Here is a 16,420-nt window from a genome sequence, read left to right on the forward strand (position 1 = left end):
AAAAGCGCCCGGTAATCCATTTAACCGCCCGTTTTAAGACAGTAGCCCGGCGTGGCATGACGCTCGATCCATGAGATCATTTTACCTGCAATATCGACCCCTGTGGTTTTTTCCACGCCTTCCAGCCCCGGGGAGGCGTTCACCTCCATCACCAGCGGCCCGCGCGTCGCGCGCAGAAGGTCCACGCCCGCCACGTCCAGCCCCAGGGTTTGCGCCGCTTTAACGGCTATTTCCCGCTCGCGTTCGCTAATATCGGCTACCCGCGCTACGCCGCCGCGGTGAAGGTTAGAGCGGAAATCGCCCTCTTTGGCCTGACGCTCGATGGCCGCCACGACCTCGTTACCCACCACGAAGCAGCGAATGTCGCGCCCTTTCGCCTCTTCAATGTACTCCTGCACCAGAATGTGCGCATTCAGGCCGCGAAAGGCGTCAATCACGCTTTCTGCCGCCTGGCGCGTTTCCGCCAGCACCACGCCTATACCCTGCGTGCCTTCCACCAGCTTAATCACTAAAGGCGCGCCGCCCACCATGTCGATGAGATCGCTGGTGTCGTCCGGGGAATGCGCAATGCCGGTGACGGGAAGATCGATTCCCTGACGGGCGAGCAGCTGCAGCGAGCGCAGCTTGTCGCGGGCGCGGGATATAGCGACGGATTCGTTGAGCGGGTAGCTGCCCAGCATCTCGAACTGGCGCAGCGCGGCGGTGCCGTAATAGGTAATCTGGGAGCCGATGCGGGGGATCACCGCATCGAAGTGCGGCAGCTTGCGGCCTTTGTAGTGAATCGACGACGCGGCGGGGTCGATGTTCATATAGCAGGACATCGGGTCGAGGATCTCAACCTGATGCCCGCGTTTCGCCGCCGCTTCTCGCAGGCGCTTACATGAATAGAGCGTTCCGTCCCGGGACAATATGGCAATTTTCACCCTGCACCTCTCTGAAGACATGGAAAAAGCCTGCATATCATATACGCAGGCAGGCGCAGGTTAAATGGACTATCGCGTTGCCCAGCCCTGCTTGTGCAGATACTCAAGAATAAACGGGCGGTTTTCTTTAATGATGGTGCGGCGAATATGGTCCGTCCAGGTGTCGCGACGGTTATTGCTGCCGCGCGTCATGTAGTAGTTGGCCAGCTCTTCGTCATAGTGATTCAGGACGTTCTGATCGACCGGCTGGTAGTGGTTTTCGTGCACCAGCATCGCGGCAGGAATGCGCGGCTTCAGATCCGGGTTGTCCGCCGGCCAGCCGAGGCACAGGCCAAACAGCGGTAGCACGTGTTTTGGCAGCTTCAGCAGATCGGTCACGCTTTGAATGTTGTTACGTAGTCCGCCGATATAGACGCCGCCTAACCCCAGCGACTCCGCGGCCGTAAAGGCGTTTTGCGCCATCAGCGCGGTATCCACCACGCCCAGCAGCAGCTGTTCCGCCAGCCCCAGCTCGGCCTCAGGGCAGATCTGCAGGTGGCGGTTAAAGTCGGCGCAGAACACCCAGAACTCGGCTGCCTGAGCCACATGCTTCTGCCCGCCGGTGAGCGTCACCAGCTGTTCACGCATGGCTTTATCGGTAATGCGGATAATCGAGCTGCACTGCAGAAAGCTGGAGCTGGAGGTGGCTCTTGCGCTGTTAATAATCGCTTCGCGCTGCGCCTCGGTAATCGGCTCATCGGTAAAGTGGCGAATAGAGCGGTGGGACTGGAGCAGGTCTATGGTTGGCGTCATCTTGTCTCTCTTTGTCTTGCTTAATACGTATGGCAGCCAGTATAGGCAATGATGTGCGCGGTGTAATTGGCGAAACATAGCTCATAGATATTATAACGACAGGCGAAACCTTCTTTAATGACGGCGGGTTATGGGGCACTATACGTGCTATTCGCCGTCAGGCTTGTTTTTTGAGGAGAGAGAAATGTTTGCAGTAATTTTTGGTCGTCCAGGATGCCCTTACTGTGTGCGCGCGAAAGAGCTGGCTGAGAAACTGACCGAAGAGCGCGATGACTTCAACTTCCGCTATGTGGACATCCACGCGGAAGGCATCACCAAAGCCGACCTTGAAAAAACCGTCGGTAAGCCGGTTGAAACCGTGCCGCAGATCTTCCTCGATCAGAAACACATCGGCGGTTGCACCGACTTTGAGGCCTACGCTAAAGAGCATCTGGGCCTGTTTGCCGAGCAGTAATGAAGAGACGCCCTCACCGTGAGGGCGTTTTTATTTGCGCTGCCGTCGATGCTTAACAAGGCTGCGCACAAACAGGTAGCAGAGCGCGCCAAGCGCGCACCAGAACACGGCGCTCAGCAGCCACGCCAGCTCCTGCCAGAAACTCCGCGTTGAGATATACATCAGGCGCATCATGAGCAGACACAGCGGCGCTGCGAGTATGGCACCGAGAAGCGGTTTCACCACCTCCCCTTTACGGGAGAGAAAACTGGCAGCGGCACCCGGCAGCGTGAAGAAGAGCAACCCCAGCTCGGGATGCCCGGACGACCTGAACGCGCCTTTCACATTAAATGCGAGCGACATACACACGACCGTGAACAGCAAAAAACAGCTGATCACCCCCGCCCAGTTTCGTTTCATATTCAAACTATCCTCCTGACTTATCTCTATCAAATACACATTCGTCGGGTAGACGCCCAGTCAGATAAAGCAGTGCGGCAATCCATGCCAAAGTACGCACAGGGTGATGCGATAATCAGTAGCTGTCAGTAGCTAATGCGATTAAACTACACGCCAGCTAATGTTTTAGGGAATAAAGCAGGAAACAGGGGGCGTTAACGCCTTTCCCTGACCCAGAAAACAGTAGCCCAAAAAGTCCTTTCATTCAACAACTTACTGGTAAACAAGAAGTTAGCCTCCGTGAATATAAACGTCGCAGACTTGTTAAATGGGAATTACATCCTGTTATTATTTGTGGTACTGGCGCTGGGTCTTTGCCTGGGTAAATTGCGCCTGGGTTCGGTTCAACTCGGTAATTCCATTGGCGTTTTAGTCGTCTCCTTATTATTAGGCCAGCAGCACTTCAGCATTAACACGGACGCGCTGAACTTAGGTTTTATGCTGTTTATTTTTTGCGTTGGCGTAGAAGCGGGACCTAACTTTTTTTCAATTTTCTTCCGCGACGGCAAAAATTATCTGATGCTGGCGCTGGTGATGGTCGGCAGCGCGCTGCTGATCGCGTTGGGGCTGGGCAAACTGTTTGGCTGGGACATCGGGCTTACGGCCGGTATGCTGGCTGGCTCCATGACCTCCACTCCCGTGCTCGTGGGCGCCGGTGACACCCTGCGCCATTCCGGCATGGCGGGCGCGCAGCTCTCTACCGCCCTCGACCACCTGAGCTTGGGCTACGCCCTGACCTATCTGATTGGTCTGGTGAGCCTGATCGTTGGCGCGCGCTACCTGCCAAAACTGCAGCACCAGGATCTGCAGACCAGCGCCCAGCAAATCGCGCGCGAGCGCGGCCTGGATACCGATTCCAAACGTAAAGTCTATCTTCCGGTGATCCGCGCCTATCGCGTCGGGCCGGAGCTGGTGGCATGGGCAGACGGCAAAAATCTTCGCGAGCTGGGGATTTACCGCCAGACGGGCTGTTACATCGAACGTATCCGCCGCAACGGCATTCTGGCGAACCCGGACGGCGACGCGGTGCTGCAGATGGGCGACGACATCGCGCTGGTGGGTTACCCGGACGCCCACGCCCGTCTCGACCCGAGCTTCCGTAACGGCAAAGAGGTGTTCGACCGCGACCTGCTCGACATGCGCATCGTCACCGAAGAGATCGTGGTGAAAAACCACAACGCCGTTGGCCGCCGTCTGGCGCAGCTGAAGCTTACCGACCACGGCTGCTTCCTCAACCGCGTGATCCGCAGCCAGATTGAGATGCCTATCGACGACAACGTCGTGCTCAACAAAGGCGACGTTCTGCAGGTCAGCGGCGACGCGCGACGCGTAAAAACCGTTGCCGACCGCATCGGCTTTATCTCCATTCACAGCCAGGTCACCGACCTGCTGGCCTTCTGCGCCTTCTTCATTGTTGGCCTGATGATCGGGATGATCACCTTCCAGTTCAGCAACTTTAGCTTCGGCATCGGTAACGCCGCCGGGCTGCTGTTCGCCGGGATCATGCTGGGCTTCCTGCGAGCCAACCACCCGACCTTCGGCTATATTCCGCAGGGCGCGCTGAACATGGTGAAAGAGTTCGGTCTGATGGTGTTTATGGCGGGCGTTGGCCTAAGCGCGGGCAGCGGCATCGGCCACAGCCTGGGCGCCGTCGGCTGGCAGATGCTGGTGTCCGGCCTTATCGTCAGCCTGGTGCCGGTGGTGATCTGCTTCCTGTTCGGCGCCTACGTGCTGCGCATGAACCGCGCCCTGCTGTTCGGGGCAATGATGGGGGCCCGTACCTGCGCCCCGGCGATGGAAATCATCAGCGATACCGCGCGCAGCAACATCCCGGCGCTGGGGTATGCTGGAACCTACGCTATCGCCAACGTGCTGCTGACGCTGGCGGGTACGCTGATCATCATCATCTGGCCTGGACTCGGATAACTCCTAAGTTTGCGCGTAATGAAAAAATTTTTGTTACGCGCAGAACTTTTTTAGCAGGGGGCAGTCATAACTAGTGCCACTGCTTTTCTTTGATGTCCCCAATTTGTGGAGCCCATCAACCCCGCCGTTTTGGTTCAAGGTTGATGGGTTTTTTGTTGCCTGAAAATTACCATTCTTTAAATCAATTGCTTATTCCAGCACCTTCCCTTACATAGCGATATCGACTTCATCTGTTTCACTTTTTGCTCACGCAAGATTTTGTTCTGGTTAAAAAATACCAAGTCATAATCTGAAAAAGATCCTGCTTGTCGTAAACATGATCTGCTTTGAACTTCCATACAAGTGTCGAGAATAATCTGGCGTGGATAGAAACACACTATGGAGGGGATAGGAATGCAGTTTTCAAATTCAGTAATGGCAACGCCGGTTTTAGAGGCTGCTGCAGAAGATCGCTCGATTGAGCTGAAGTGCGAGGCCAGCAAGCATGTACCATTCTGAAGAGATCATCCGCCAGCTTCAGAGCCAAAAGATACTGGCAATGAAGCTGGATCGGGCAGTACGCGCTTTAGGTGAAGAGGTAAAGAGCCACCTGAGTAATATAGGTGCCGGTGCCCAACGCCTGCTGTACTACACCTCCTGCTTTACCGATGAATATTATGATGTATGCACCAGACAAAAACTGGAGGATGCTCGTTTCCGAAAGGGCATATTCCACCTCGTTTCTCGCTGGAACATCATCTTTGACCTAATCAACACGTACGTTGAGGGTCTGGTTAAAGACTATTCCCCGGCAGAATTAGCAGCTATACAGCACGCTCTAATGCGCGCTAACGTTTGCATATTTACCAGTACGCTAACCTCGTATTCATTCTCTGCAGGCGTCGCATCAACTGTTTGCCTCTATGTGACCCTTCCACCTTCAGGGTTAAAGGTCGTTTCAGGATTAACGGGCGCGGCTATTGGTGGGCTGGGGATATACGGGGTTGTGCAAAAGGCCGCTGACAGCGCTCGCCGCCTGCAGGTGATGCATCCCGCCTACTATCAAGCGTTGTATCTGCGGGAGCTGGAGATGATGTATTTCCTGGTGGAGCCTGCGTTTATGCGAGCGGGCGTGCTAACCCAACAATGGACTGATAGCCAAAGCCCTTATGGTGCTGCGGACTCGATCCTGAAGCTAATGGGTAGACACTGATGAGCTTTCTGAGACGCTGGCTTAAATCTCAGGCTCAGTTTTTCTTCTGGACCTATGTCCCCATTATCCTCACGTTCATTTTCGGCTATGTCCTTGACGTTTACTTCCCTGAGGTTAGCCAGGGATTCATCCTCCTGTTTTACCTGGTCATACTGGGACTGGCTTACTGGATATGGCATTGAGGACTAACAATACTTCACGCTTACTAATAGGAAATTACATGTCTACCCCCGCACACCTATGGCTTGAAGACGAGAACGGCTCCCCGATTATTGGTAGCTGCACGATGCCCACGCGTCCCGGTTCCATCGAGCTTAAATCGTTCTCCCACGGTGTAACTATTCCTGTTGATCCAAGCTGGGGCAAACGCACCGGCACTCGCGTCCATCGCCCTATTACGATAGTTAAAGAATTTGATCAGACTACCCCGCTTCTTTACCGCGCCGTGTGCGAAGGACGAGTGATGAAGAAGGGAATCATTAAGATGTACCGCATTCTGGAGTCCGGGATCGAGGCCGAATATTTCAATATTGTGATGGAAAACGTTAAATTCACGACAGTGGCCCCCTTCCTGACCCCTAATGGGATAAGCAGCACTCATCTTGAAACGCTCGAATTGCGTTACGAAGCAATCTCCTGGAAGTACACGGAGGGGAATATCATTTACCGTGACACATGGAATGATCGCTGCTGTGCCTGAGCAAAGAAGAGCGCTGGAAGTATGAAGATAAAAAGAAACTGTGCAAGGAGGGCAGTTTCTTTTTCCCTCTTCTCTCTCCAGCCATAAACATATATGATTTATCAAATATAAGAAAAGACGTTCAGGATAACAAAATGCTCCACCCGCTCCAGCTCTTCAAAACCCTCTCCGACGAAACGCGGCTCGCCATCGTCATGCTGCTCCGCGAAGCCGGTGAGCTGTGCGTCTGCGATCTCTGCTCCGCCACTAACGAACCACAGCCGAAGGTCTCACGCCATATGGCTCTGCTGCGCGAGTCCGGGCTGGTTATTGACCGTCGCGAGGGGAAATGGGTCCATTACCGCCTCTCTCCCAACATGCCGGCCTGGGCGGCAACCGTTATCGACACCAGCTGGAACTGCCTGCGGGAAGAGACGCGCATGAAGCTGAAAAACCGGCTTCCGGGTTCGTGCTAAACAAAACACATTCACAAAAACAGATATAACGGAGTAAGCGATGTTTCTGGCAGGGGCAATTTTTCTGTTTACGCTGGTACTGGTCATCTGGCAGCCCAAGGGGCTCAGTATCGGCTGGAGCGCGACCATCGGCGCCGCGCTGGCGCTGGTCAGCGGCGTGATTCACATTAACGATATTCCGGTGGTCTGGAATATCGTCTGGAACGCCACGGCAACCTTTATCGCCGTCATCATCATCAGCCTGCTGCTGGATGAGTCCGGCTTTTTCGAGTGGGCGGCACTGCACGTCGCCCGCTGGGGAAACGGTCGCGGGCGGTTGCTGTTTACGTATATCGTGCTGCTGGGCGCAGCCGTGGCGGCGCTGTTTGCCAATGACGGCGCGGCGCTAATCCTGACGCCTATCGTCATCGCCATGCTGCTGGCGCTGGGGTTCAGCAAGCAGGCCACGCTGGCGTTTGTGATGGCGGCAGGCTTTATCGCCGATACCGCCAGCCTGCCGCTGATTGTGTCGAACCTGGTCAACATCGTGTCGGCAGACTTCTTTAAGCTGGGGTTCAGCGAATACGCCTCGGTGATGGTCCCCGTTGATATCGCCGCGATTGCCGCAACGCTGGTGATGCTGCACCTCTTCTTCCGCAAGGAAATTCCCCCGGAATATGATCTGGCGAAACTTCAGGAGCCTGCGCGGGCCATTCACGATCTCCCGACGTTCAGAACGGGCTGGGTCGTGCTGCTGCTTCTGCTCGTCGGCTTCTTTGTGCTTGAACCTCTCGGCATTCCGGTCAGCGCCATCGCGACCGTCGGCGCGCTGATTTTATTTGCTGTCGCAAAGCGGGGACATGCAATAAACACCGGAAAAGTGCTGCGCGGCGCACCGTGGCAAATTGTTATCTTCTCGCTGGGTATGTATCTGGTGGTATATGGCCTGCGTAATGCCGGGCTGACGGACTCTCTCACAGGCGTGCTGAATAGCCTGGCTGGACACGGGCTGTGGGCCACCACGCTGGGGACCGGGTTCATCACCGCGTTCCTGTCATCCATAATGAACAATATGCCCACGGTGCTGATTGGCGCGCTCTCCATCGAGGGCAGCACGGCAACAGGATTGATCAAGGACGCGATGATTTACGCCAACGTGATTGGCTGCGATCTGGGGCCGAAAATCACGCCTATCGGCAGCCTCGCCACCCTGCTCTGGCTCCACGTGCTGGCGCAGAAAAATATGACGATAACCTGGGGCTACTATTTCCGGACGGGCATCATCATGACGCTGCCGGTCCTGTTTGTGACGCTCGCCGCACTGGCGCTACGTCTCTCCTTCACACTGTAATGAGCCACTGATATGAGCCACATCACCATTTATCACAACCCGGCATGCGGCACCTCGCGCAATACGCTGGAGATGATCCGCAACAGCGGCGCGGAGCCGGAGATTATCCTCTATCTGGAAACCCCGCCGTCGCGCGATAGGCTGACCACCCTGATTGCCGATATGGGCATTTCGGTGCGGGATCTGCTGCGCAAAAACGTGGAGCCGTATGAACAGCTCGGTCTGGCCGAAGATAATTTCACCGACGACCAGCTTATCGACTTCATGCTCCAATACCCGATCCTGATTAACCGTCCGATTGTGGTGACGCCGCTGGGCACCCGCCTGTGCCGCCCGTCTGAAGTCGTCCTCGACATCCTGCCGGACGCGCAGAAAGGAGCGTTTACGAAAGAGGATGGCGAAGCCGTCGTGGACGCCAGCGGGAAAAAAATCGAACGCAGGTAAAACAGGCAGGGCGAGTGATGCCTAAGGGTTTTCCTCGCCCGCAATTCTCCCCACCATCGCCCGAATCTCTTTGCGGGTTAACGGTGCCCGGTCAGTCACATAGTGCAGCGTCATCCCTTCGATGAACGCATCCAGCGCGCGGGTGGTGACCGGGTCGAACCACTGCTCCAGCGTGGTCTGGCTCATCTTCATCCAATCCTGCATCACCGTTTTAAGCGCCGCGCTGCGGTGCATAAAGGCGTAGAGCTGATACATCAGCGCCATGTTGTGCGGCGTGGTCACCTGCGAGCTGTGGATCAGCGTGGTGATGGATTCACACGCCATTTCCGGGCCGGTGACGCCCGCGAAGAAATCCCGGTACTGCTGCGACATCTGCCGGGTAAACCACGTGAAGGCCTCCTCCAGCAGCGGCTCCATGCCGTCGAAATAGTAGGTCATCGACCCCAGCGGCACGCCCGCGCAGGTGGCGATTTTACGGTGCGTAACGGCGTGAATCCCGTGTTCGGCAATGGTGTCCAGCGTTGCCTGCAGGATCTTCTCCCGGCGATGCGGATCGTTCGGTGGTCTGCTCATAAATTCCTCACGTGGTTTGTGTACAAATGTACACAAACTTGCTAGTGTTGTCGCTACTGTTGTACTTCTGGTGCTACCCCGATGACGCTGACCTCTCCCCGTAAAGCCCTGCAGCTCCGCATGTGGGCGCTGTTTATGTTCTTCTTTATTCCCGGTCTGCTGATGGCCTCCTGGGCCACGCGTACGCCCGCCATTCGCGATATTTTGTCCGTCTCCACCGCGGAGATGGGCATCGTGCTGTTCGGCCTGTCGATAGGCTCCATGAGCGGCATTCTCTGCTCCGCGTGGCTGGTGAAGCGCTTTGGCACGCGGGCGGTGATCCGCACCACCATGTGCTTCGCGGTCTTCGGAATGGTGGTGCTGAGCGTGGCGCTGTGGTTTGCCTCGCCGGTGCTGTTTGCCCTGGGGCTGACGGTATTTGGCGGCAGCTTCGGCTCGGCAGAGGTGGCAATTAACGTTGAAGGGGCAGCGGTCGAGCGCGAGATGAACAAAACCGTGCTGCCCATGATGCACGGCTTTTACAGCCTCGGCACCCTCGCCGGCGCGGGCGTGGGAATGGCGCTGACGGCCACTGGCGTGAGCGCGAACCTGCATATCCTGCTGGCGGCGCTGGTGTGCATCATTCCGATCCTGACCGGCATCCGGGCGATCCCGAACGGCACCGGCAAGAATTCCGCTGAAGAACAGCATTCGACGGAAAAAGGGCTGCCCTTCTACCGCGATTTCCAACTGATGCTCATCGGCGTGGTGGTGCTGGCGATGGCCTTCGCGGAAGGTTCCGCCAACGACTGGCTGCCGCTGCTGATGGTGGACGGTCACGGCTTTAGCCCGACCTCCGGCTCGCTGATTTACGCCGGGTTTACGCTGGGGATGACCGTGGGTCGCTTCACCGGCGGCTGGTTTATCGACCGCTACAGCCGCGTGGCGGTGGTGCGCGCCAGCGCCCTGCTCGGCGGCCTGGGCATTGCGATGATCGTCTTTGTCGACGTGGACTGGATTGCCGGGGTCTCGGTGATCCTCTGGGGACTGGGCGCGTCGCTCGGCTTCCCGCTGACCATTTCAGCCGCCAGCGACACCGGTCCGGATGCCCCGACCCGCGTCAGCGTGGTGGCAACCACGGGCTACCTCGCCTTCCTGGTCGGGCCGCCGCTGCTCGGCTTCCTCGGCGAGCACTACGGGCTGCGCAGCGCCATGCTGGTGGTGTTAGGGTTGGTTATCATCGCGGCGCTGGTGGCGCGCGCGGTGGCAAAGCCGGAAACGGAACAAACGTCAATGGAGAAGGGATATGAGCGTTAAACTGATCGCCGTCGACATGGATGGCACATTCCTGAATGATGCCAAAACCTATAACCGCCCGCGCTTTCTGGCGCAGTATGCGCGCATGAAGGAGCAAGGCATTCGCTTCGTGGTCGCCAGCGGCAACCAGTATTACCAGCTGATCTCCTTCTTCCCGGAAATTGCGCATGAAATTGCGTTCGTCGCCGAAAACGGCGGTTGGGTGGTCGATGCCGGGGAAGACGTGTTCAACGGCGAGCTGACAAAAGCGCATTTCACCACCGTGGCCACCGTCTTAAACGATGTTCCCGGCATTGAAATTATCGCCTGCGGGAAAGGCAGCGCCTACACGCTTAAGGCCTATGACGATGCCTTCATTGATATCGCGTCAAAATATTACCACCGCCTCGAAAGGGTGCAGGATTTCGACAGCCTGAACGACATCTTCTTCAAGTTCGGACTCAACGTTTCCGATGACGAAATTCCGCGCATTCAGGCGCTGCTGCATGAAAAGCTGAGTGACATTATGGTGCCCGTCACCACCGGTCACGGCAGCATTGACCTGATTATCCCCGGCGTGCATAAAGCCAACGGCCTGCGGATACTGCAAGCGCGCTGGGGCATCGAAGACAGCGAGGTGGTGGCCTTTGGCGACAGCGGCAACGACCTGGAGATGCTGCGTCAGTCCGGGTTCAGCTTTGCGATGGCGAATGCCAGGCCACATATTAAGGCGGAGGCGCGCTTTGAAGCGCCGAACAATAACGAGGAAGGCGTTTTAAACGTGATTGATAAGGTGCTGGAGGGAGAGGCGCCGTTTAATTGATAACGTCTGGTGACCTCACCCTAACCCTCTCCCCAAAGGGGAGAGGGAAAAAAGATTATGGTTGCAGGGCGTTTCCGACGCGTTTGTCCTTCAGGAACACCACCATCAGGCCAACCCACAGCGCGCCGTTGGCGAGGTTAAACAGGCTGAACAGACCGTTGCCGCCCAGCGCGTAAGCGTGCTTGCTCACCTCGATACCGACGGTAAAAATCAGCATCTGCAGCATGCCCATCGCCGCGGAGACCGTACCTTTGCTCATCTCGCTCGCAAACAGGGTCAGGCGCACCAGGCCCGCGTTCGCCACGCCAATCCCGAAGGCATAAATGCTCAGCCCCGCCGTCATCCACAGGTAGGCGTGGGATGAAGCGACGGTCGCTACCGCCGCCAGAATCAGCCCTGCCGCAATCGGCCAGCCGCCCATGATAATCAGGGAACGCACGGTGCGGCGAGACGTCAGACGGGCCAGCACCAGGTTACCGATTATCAGCGCGCCAAAGATCGGCACCTGCAGCAGGCCGTACTCGTAGCTGCTGAGCTGTTCGCCGCTGATGATAATAACCGGCGACTGCGCGATCCACGCCAGCAGCGGCAGGCTAACGAACCCGGTCGCCAGCGCGCCCGCCACAAAGCGGCCGTTTTTCAGCACTGCTTTGTAATCCCGGCCCAGCTCTTTGAGCGAGAGTTTTTCACCCAGACGGGTAGCCGTTTCCGGCATCGCCCGGTGCAGGCCGAAGAACGCGATGGCGGCGAGAACGGCAAACAGCACAAACATCCCTTCCCACGGCGCAACGTGCACCCACGCGGCGCCCACCAGCGGCCCGAGCAAGGGGGCGATCAGCGCCACGTTCGCCATCAGCGCGGTAATTTTGATGCACACCGCCTCTTCAAACGACTCCTGAATGGCGGCATACCCCACGGCGCCGATAAAGCACAGGCTCACCCCCTGCAGGAAGCGCAGCAGGGTAAATTGTTCAATGTTTTGCGCCAGCAGCGTGGCGAGGCAGGTGACGATAAACCACACCACGCCCGTCAGCATTACCGGGCGGCGGCCAATACGATCCGACAGCGGGCCTAACAGCCACTGTAAAAACATGCCGCCGGCCAGGTAGGCGGTCATGGAGGTCGGCACCCACTCAATTCCCGCGTTGTACTGCTCCACAACGGCCAGCATACCGGGCTGGATCATATCGTTGCCGATATAGGTAGAGAATTCGTAGAGCACCAGACACAGGGGGAAAAGCAACGCCTGACGACCTAGACGTGAACCAGAAGTAGAACGGTTTAACATGCAATCTCTTTATAATGACAAAATCGCGACGAGTGTAATGAAATGCCGCTGCCCGAGATAGTGATTTATCGAGGATAAACAGAAATAAAGCACATATCGTCTTCGTTTAAGGTTTCCTTAAGTTGACAGATTTATGATAGCCCGATTATTCGTCAACGACCTCATATTATGGCACTCACCTCCCGCCGCTCAGAATTGTCTAACTTACAGACAAATAAGACAAAACGACTTTACCGCTTACCGCCCCGCTTTTATGGTTATCAGCTTTTAGCGCTGTTAGCCCTTGCCGTGGCGTTTACGTGGCTTTCGCGCGATGAAGCGCTCGACAGATGGATCACCGGCTTTTGGTATGACGCGGCGACGCAGACTTTCCCGCTGCAGAAAGACCACCTGCTGGATCTGCTGAACCATCGTCTGGCGAAGTACATTGCGATCGCCTTAGGCGCCGTGGCGCTGCTTTACGGCGCTTACAAACGTAACGCAAGGCTGGTCACCGCTGCGCTGCTGATGGGGCTTGGCGCGCTGGTGGTCGGCGTGCTGAAAAGCATCAGCCACCACAGCTGCCCGTGGGATCTGGTGGAATATGGCGGTAAGGCCGTGTCTTACCCCCTGTTCAGCGCCGTCCCGGCAGACAGCGGCCCGGGGCGCTGTTTCCCCGGAGGTCATTCCTCCAGCGGCTTTATGGTGATGGGGCTGTTTTTTGCCTTCTGGCGCGAGCGTCCGCGTCTCGCCTGGAGCTTTGTGGTCCTTGGCGCGGTTCTGGGCCTGGCGATGGGCTTCGGCCAGGTGATGCGCGGGGCACATTTTTTCTCTCACAACCTGTGGGCCGGGTGGTGGGTCTGGTTTTCCCAGGTGGCGGTCTACGGGCTGGTTTCCACCCGGTTTGCAAAAGAGTGATAACGCTATGCTAGAGAATCTGAATTATCAGCTGTTTTATCTGATCAACGCCACCCCGGCCTCGCCAGAGTGGATGATTGATTTTGCCACCTTTCTGGCGAAAGACCTTATCAGCATCGTGCCTGCGCTGGCAGCCATTCTCTGGCTGTGGGGGCCCCGCAGCCAGGTCAAGGCGCAGCGCCAGCTGGTGATCAAAGTCGCGATGGCGCTCGGGGTAAGCGTGCTGGTCAGCTATATTCTCGGCCACGCGTTCCCGCACGATCGTCCTTTTGTCGATCGCGTTGGCTACACCTTCCTGCACCACGCGCCGGATGACTCCTTCCCGAGCGATCACGGTACGGTTATCTTCACCTTCGCGCTGGCTTTCCTGTTCTGGCATCGTCTGTGGTCCGGCGCAGTGCTGATGGTGGTCGCTGTGGCTATCGCCTGGTCGCGCGTCTATCTCGGCGTCCACTGGCCGCTGGATATGGTCGGCGGTTTCCTGGTGGGGCTGATTGGCTGCGTGAGCGCGGCTATCCTGTGGAATCTCTTCGGTGAAGCGCTCTACCGGGGGCTCTCTTCGCTGTATCGCGCCATTTTTGCCATCCCGATCCGCAAAGGCTGGATACGTGACTAACCCCAACCGGACAGGTTACACTGAGCCCCCGCCCTGCGGGGGCTCACTTTTTTATCCCGAGGAACTATGGAAACACGACGCGATGACCGCATTGCTCAGCTGCTACAGGCGCTGAAGCGCAGCGATAAGCTGCATCTGAAGGAAGCCGCCAACCTCCTCGGCGTCTCAGAAATGACCATCCGTCGCGATCTGAACAGCGACAGCGCCCCCGTGGTGCTGCTGGGCGGGTACATCGTCCTTGAGCCGCGCAGCGCCAGCCATTATCTGATTAGCGATCAGAAGACGCGGCTGGTTGAAGAGAAGCGCAAAGCCGCGCGCCTTGCGGCCACGCTGGTCCAGCCACACCAGACGCTGTTTTTTGACTGCGGCACCACCACGCCGTGGATTATCGAAGCCATCGACAGCACCATCCCCTTTACTGCCGTGTGCTACTCCCTGAACACCTTTCTGGCGCTTCAGGAGAAACCCGAGTGCCGGGTGATCCTCTGCGGCGGCGAGTTTCACGCCAGCAACGCCATCTTTAAGCCGCTTAACCTGCAGGACACGCTCAGCAATTTATGCCCGGACATCGCGTTTTATTCCGCCGCAGGCGTGAACGTCCGCCAGGGTGCAACCTGCTTTAATCTGGAGGAGCTGCCGGTGAAGCACTGGGCGTTAAATGCCGCGCAGTACCATGTGCTGGTGGTCGATCACAGTAAGTTTGGCAAGGTGCGTTCGGCAAGAATGGGCGAGCTGGCGCAGTTTGACGCCATCGTCAGCGATTGCCGCCCGGACGAAGAGATTGTGGCCCATGCAAAGGCGCAGCAGGTGAAGTTAATGTATTAAGAGGGGTGCGGCCTGACGCCCTCACCCCGGCCCTCTCCCACTGGGAGAGGGAAAAACCGGTTTAACTGAACCAGCTGCCAAACCAGCTATGGAATTTCATCAACACGAAATCCCACATCCGGCTGAAGAAGCCTCCCTCTTCCACCGCTTCCATCACAATCAGCGGACGTTGTTCAATCGACTTGCCGTTTAGCTGGAAATCAATCGTCCCGACCACCTGGCCTTTTTTCAGCGGCGCGGTGAGCTGCGGCTCGGTCAGGGTAAAGCTGGCCTTCAGGTTCTTCAGCTGACCGCGCGGAATGGTCACGGAACCGGCCTCACCCGCCCCCAGATTCACCTCGCTCTTGTCACCAAACCAGACGCGCTGGCTGACGAACGTGGCGTCCGGTTTAATCGGCGTCACGGTTTCAAAAAAGCGGAAGCCCCAGGTCAGGAGTTTTTCTGATTCGTTAAAGCGGATGCGGTCGGTTTTGGTACCCAGCACCACCGAGATCAGGCGCATGTCGCCCTGCGTCGCGGAGGCCACCAGGTTGTAGCCCGCGCCCGCCGTGGTGCCGGTCTTCATTCCGTCCACGTTAACGTTGCTGCTCCACAGCAGGCGGTTGCGGTTCGGCTGGCGAATTTTGTTGAAGGTAAACTCTTTCTCTTTGTGGATGGCGTATTCATCCGGCACGTCGTGGATCAGCGCTTTCCCCAGCAGCGCCATGTCGCGCGCGGTGCTGAACTGTCCCGGCGCATCCAGGCCGTGAACCGTTTTGAAGGTGGTGTTGGTTAAGCCGAGCTTCTGCGCATAGCCATTCATCAAACCAATGAAAGAATCCTGACTGCCGGCAACGTAGTCGGCCAACGCGATGCACGCATCATTTCCCGACTGAATGATTACCCCTTTGTTCAGATCGGAGACGGAGACCTGATCGCCAGGCTTCAGGAACATCACCGACGAGCCCCGCAGCGCCGGGTTGCCGGTCGCCCAGGCATCCTTCCCGATGGTGACCATATCGTCCAGCTTGATCTTGCCCGCTTTTAACGCCTGCCCGACCACATAGCTGGTCATGATTTTGGTCAGGCTGGCCGGATCGAGTTTCTCATCCGCATTGCCTTCCGCCAGCACCTTACCGCTGGAATAGTCCATCAGGATCCAGGCGCGCGCGTCCACAGGCGGCGCTTCGGGCGCAGCCTGTTCAGCCGCGTAGAGTGTTGGTGCAAACAGGAAAAGGAGCGCAGAGCCTGCCGCCAGGCTGCGCAGAGAAGTCATTTTTCGCGTCATAAATGCCACCCGAGTGTCCATTCAAAAATTACGTCACATCACCGTGTCGCAAGAAGCGATGAGTAATAGCGCACTAAAACGGTTAAAGAAACCCAACGAGGGTAAAGTTATTAAAGTTTATGCAATAACATTCATTTACGCTTTGATTCAGGCGATTTTTTTGTCTTCTGTTGCGTAATTGTTAGGTTTATCTCACCATGGC

Annotated in this window: 18 protein-coding genes; 12 read left to right on the top strand and 6 right to left on the bottom strand. The window is 57.0% G+C overall.

The features are described from left to right. Nucleotides 1-20: 20 nt before the first annotated feature. Both rimK and nfsA read right to left on the bottom strand, forming a co-directional pair. Entirely contained in the window at nt 21-923 is a 903-nt protein-coding gene (gene rimK / locus OSH03_RS05075; RefSeq protein ID WP_028012504.1) for a 30S ribosomal protein S6--L-glutamate ligase, read from the bottom strand. Between the two features lie 69 nt (nt 924-992). Then, complete coding sequence (gene nfsA / locus OSH03_RS05080) at nt 993-1,715, bottom strand: nitroreductase NfsA (RefSeq protein ID WP_266178441.1); 723 nt, start codon at nt 1,713-1,715, stop codon at nt 993-995. A 184-nt stretch (nt 1,716-1,899) separates the two neighbouring features. Here nfsA and OSH03_RS05085 point away from each other — a divergent pair, with 184 nt between their 5' ends. Next, complete coding sequence (locus OSH03_RS05085) at nt 1,900-2,169, top strand: GrxA family glutaredoxin (RefSeq protein ID WP_028012502.1); 270 nt, start codon at nt 1,900-1,902, stop codon at nt 2,167-2,169. Between the two features lie 30 nt (nt 2,170-2,199). Here the strand turns inward: OSH03_RS05085 and OSH03_RS05090 are convergent, their stop codons facing one another. After that, the gene (locus OSH03_RS05090; protein ID WP_266178442.1) at nt 2,200-2,568 is read right to left on the bottom strand and encodes an inner membrane protein YbjM; all 369 of its coding nucleotides are present in this window, start codon (nt 2,566-2,568) and stop codon (nt 2,200-2,202) included. Between the two features lie 279 nt (nt 2,569-2,847). Between OSH03_RS05090 and OSH03_RS05095 the strand changes: the two genes are divergently transcribed. The 6 genes from OSH03_RS05095 (at nt 2,848) to arsC (ending at nt 8,654) form a co-directional block, all read left to right on the top strand. Then, on the top strand, nt 2,848-4,533 hold the full coding sequence (locus OSH03_RS05095) for an aspartate:alanine antiporter (protein WP_014169303.1): 1,686 nt from the start codon (nt 2,848-2,850) through the stop codon (nt 4,531-4,533). 484 nt (nt 4,534-5,017) lie between these two features. Beyond that, nucleotides 5,018-5,725 (top strand): hypothetical protein, encoded by a 708-nt coding sequence (locus OSH03_RS05100; RefSeq protein WP_266178443.1) that lies wholly within the window; start codon nt 5,018-5,020, stop codon nt 5,723-5,725. A gap of 220 nt (nt 5,726-5,945) precedes the next feature. Beyond that, the gene (locus OSH03_RS05105) at nt 5,946-6,425 is read left to right on the top strand and encodes an Hcp family type VI secretion system effector (RefSeq protein WP_266178444.1); all 480 of its coding nucleotides are present in this window, start codon (nt 5,946-5,948) and stop codon (nt 6,423-6,425) included. A 134-nt stretch (nt 6,426-6,559) separates the two neighbouring features. Beyond that, nucleotides 6,560-6,880: a metalloregulator ArsR/SmtB family transcription factor gene (locus tag OSH03_RS05110; protein WP_266178445.1), complete on the top strand. Its 321-nt coding sequence runs from the start codon at nt 6,560-6,562 to the stop codon at nt 6,878-6,880. 40 nt (nt 6,881-6,920) lie between these two features. Further along, a complete protein-coding gene (locus OSH03_RS05115) occupies nt 6,921-8,210 on the top strand; it encodes an arsenic transporter (RefSeq protein WP_266178446.1) in 1,290 nt (429 codons plus the stop codon). Between the two features lie 12 nt (nt 8,211-8,222). Next, the gene (gene arsC / locus OSH03_RS05120; RefSeq protein WP_266178447.1) at nt 8,223-8,654 is read left to right on the top strand and encodes a glutaredoxin-dependent arsenate reductase; all 432 of its coding nucleotides are present in this window, start codon (nt 8,223-8,225) and stop codon (nt 8,652-8,654) included. A 21-nt stretch (nt 8,655-8,675) separates the two neighbouring features. Here arsC and OSH03_RS05125 read toward each other — a convergent pair whose 3' ends face one another. Beyond that, a complete protein-coding gene (locus OSH03_RS05125; protein ID WP_266178448.1) occupies nt 8,676-9,227 on the bottom strand; it encodes a TetR/AcrR family transcriptional regulator in 552 nt (183 codons plus the stop codon). An 81-nt stretch (nt 9,228-9,308) separates the two neighbouring features. Here OSH03_RS05125 and OSH03_RS05130 point away from each other — a divergent pair, with 81 nt between their 5' ends. Both OSH03_RS05130 and OSH03_RS05135 read left to right on the top strand, forming a co-directional pair. Continuing rightward, nucleotides 9,309-10,523: an MFS transporter gene (locus tag OSH03_RS05130; RefSeq protein WP_266178449.1), complete on the top strand. Its 1,215-nt coding sequence runs from the start codon at nt 9,309-9,311 to the stop codon at nt 10,521-10,523. Then, the gene (locus tag OSH03_RS05135; protein ID WP_266178450.1) at nt 10,513-11,325 is read left to right on the top strand and encodes a Cof-type HAD-IIB family hydrolase; all 813 of its coding nucleotides are present in this window, start codon (nt 10,513-10,515) and stop codon (nt 11,323-11,325) included. Before OSH03_RS05130 ends, OSH03_RS05135 begins: the two co-directional genes overlap by 11 nt. Before the next feature lie 55 nt (nt 11,326-11,380). Here OSH03_RS05135 and OSH03_RS05140 read toward each other — a convergent pair whose 3' ends face one another. Continuing rightward, the gene (locus tag OSH03_RS05140; RefSeq protein WP_151412795.1) at nt 11,381-12,613 is read right to left on the bottom strand and encodes an MFS transporter; all 1,233 of its coding nucleotides are present in this window, start codon (nt 12,611-12,613) and stop codon (nt 11,381-11,383) included. A gap of 168 nt (nt 12,614-12,781) precedes the next feature. Here OSH03_RS05140 and OSH03_RS05145 point away from each other — a divergent pair, with 168 nt between their 5' ends. The 3 genes from OSH03_RS05145 to deoR all read left to right on the top strand — a co-directional run bounded on the left by OSH03_RS05145 (nt 12,782) and on the right by deoR (nt 14,951). Continuing rightward, nucleotides 12,782-13,510, top strand: a complete 729-nt coding sequence (locus OSH03_RS05145; protein WP_266178451.1) for a phosphatase PAP2 family protein — start codon at nt 12,782-12,784, stop codon at nt 13,508-13,510. Nucleotides 13,511-13,517: 7 nt separating this feature from the next. Continuing rightward, on the top strand, nt 13,518-14,126 hold the full coding sequence (ybjG, locus tag OSH03_RS05150) for an undecaprenyl-diphosphate phosphatase (RefSeq protein WP_151412793.1): 609 nt from the start codon (nt 13,518-13,520) through the stop codon (nt 14,124-14,126). Between the two features lie 66 nt (nt 14,127-14,192). Then, entirely contained in the window at nt 14,193-14,951 is a 759-nt protein-coding gene (deoR, locus tag OSH03_RS05155; RefSeq protein WP_266178452.1) for a DNA-binding transcriptional repressor DeoR, read from the top strand. Nucleotides 14,952-15,012: 61 nt separating this feature from the next. Here the strand turns inward: deoR and dacC are convergent, their stop codons facing one another. Then, nucleotides 15,013-16,218, bottom strand: a complete 1,206-nt coding sequence (gene dacC / locus OSH03_RS05160) for a serine-type D-Ala-D-Ala carboxypeptidase (protein ID WP_266178453.1) — start codon at nt 16,216-16,218, stop codon at nt 15,013-15,015. Between the last annotated feature and the right edge of the window lie 202 nt (nt 16,219-16,420).

Source organism: Enterobacter nematophilus, assembly GCF_026344075.1.
Lineage (GTDB): Bacteria > Pseudomonadota > Gammaproteobacteria > Enterobacterales > Enterobacteriaceae > Enterobacter > Enterobacter nematophilus.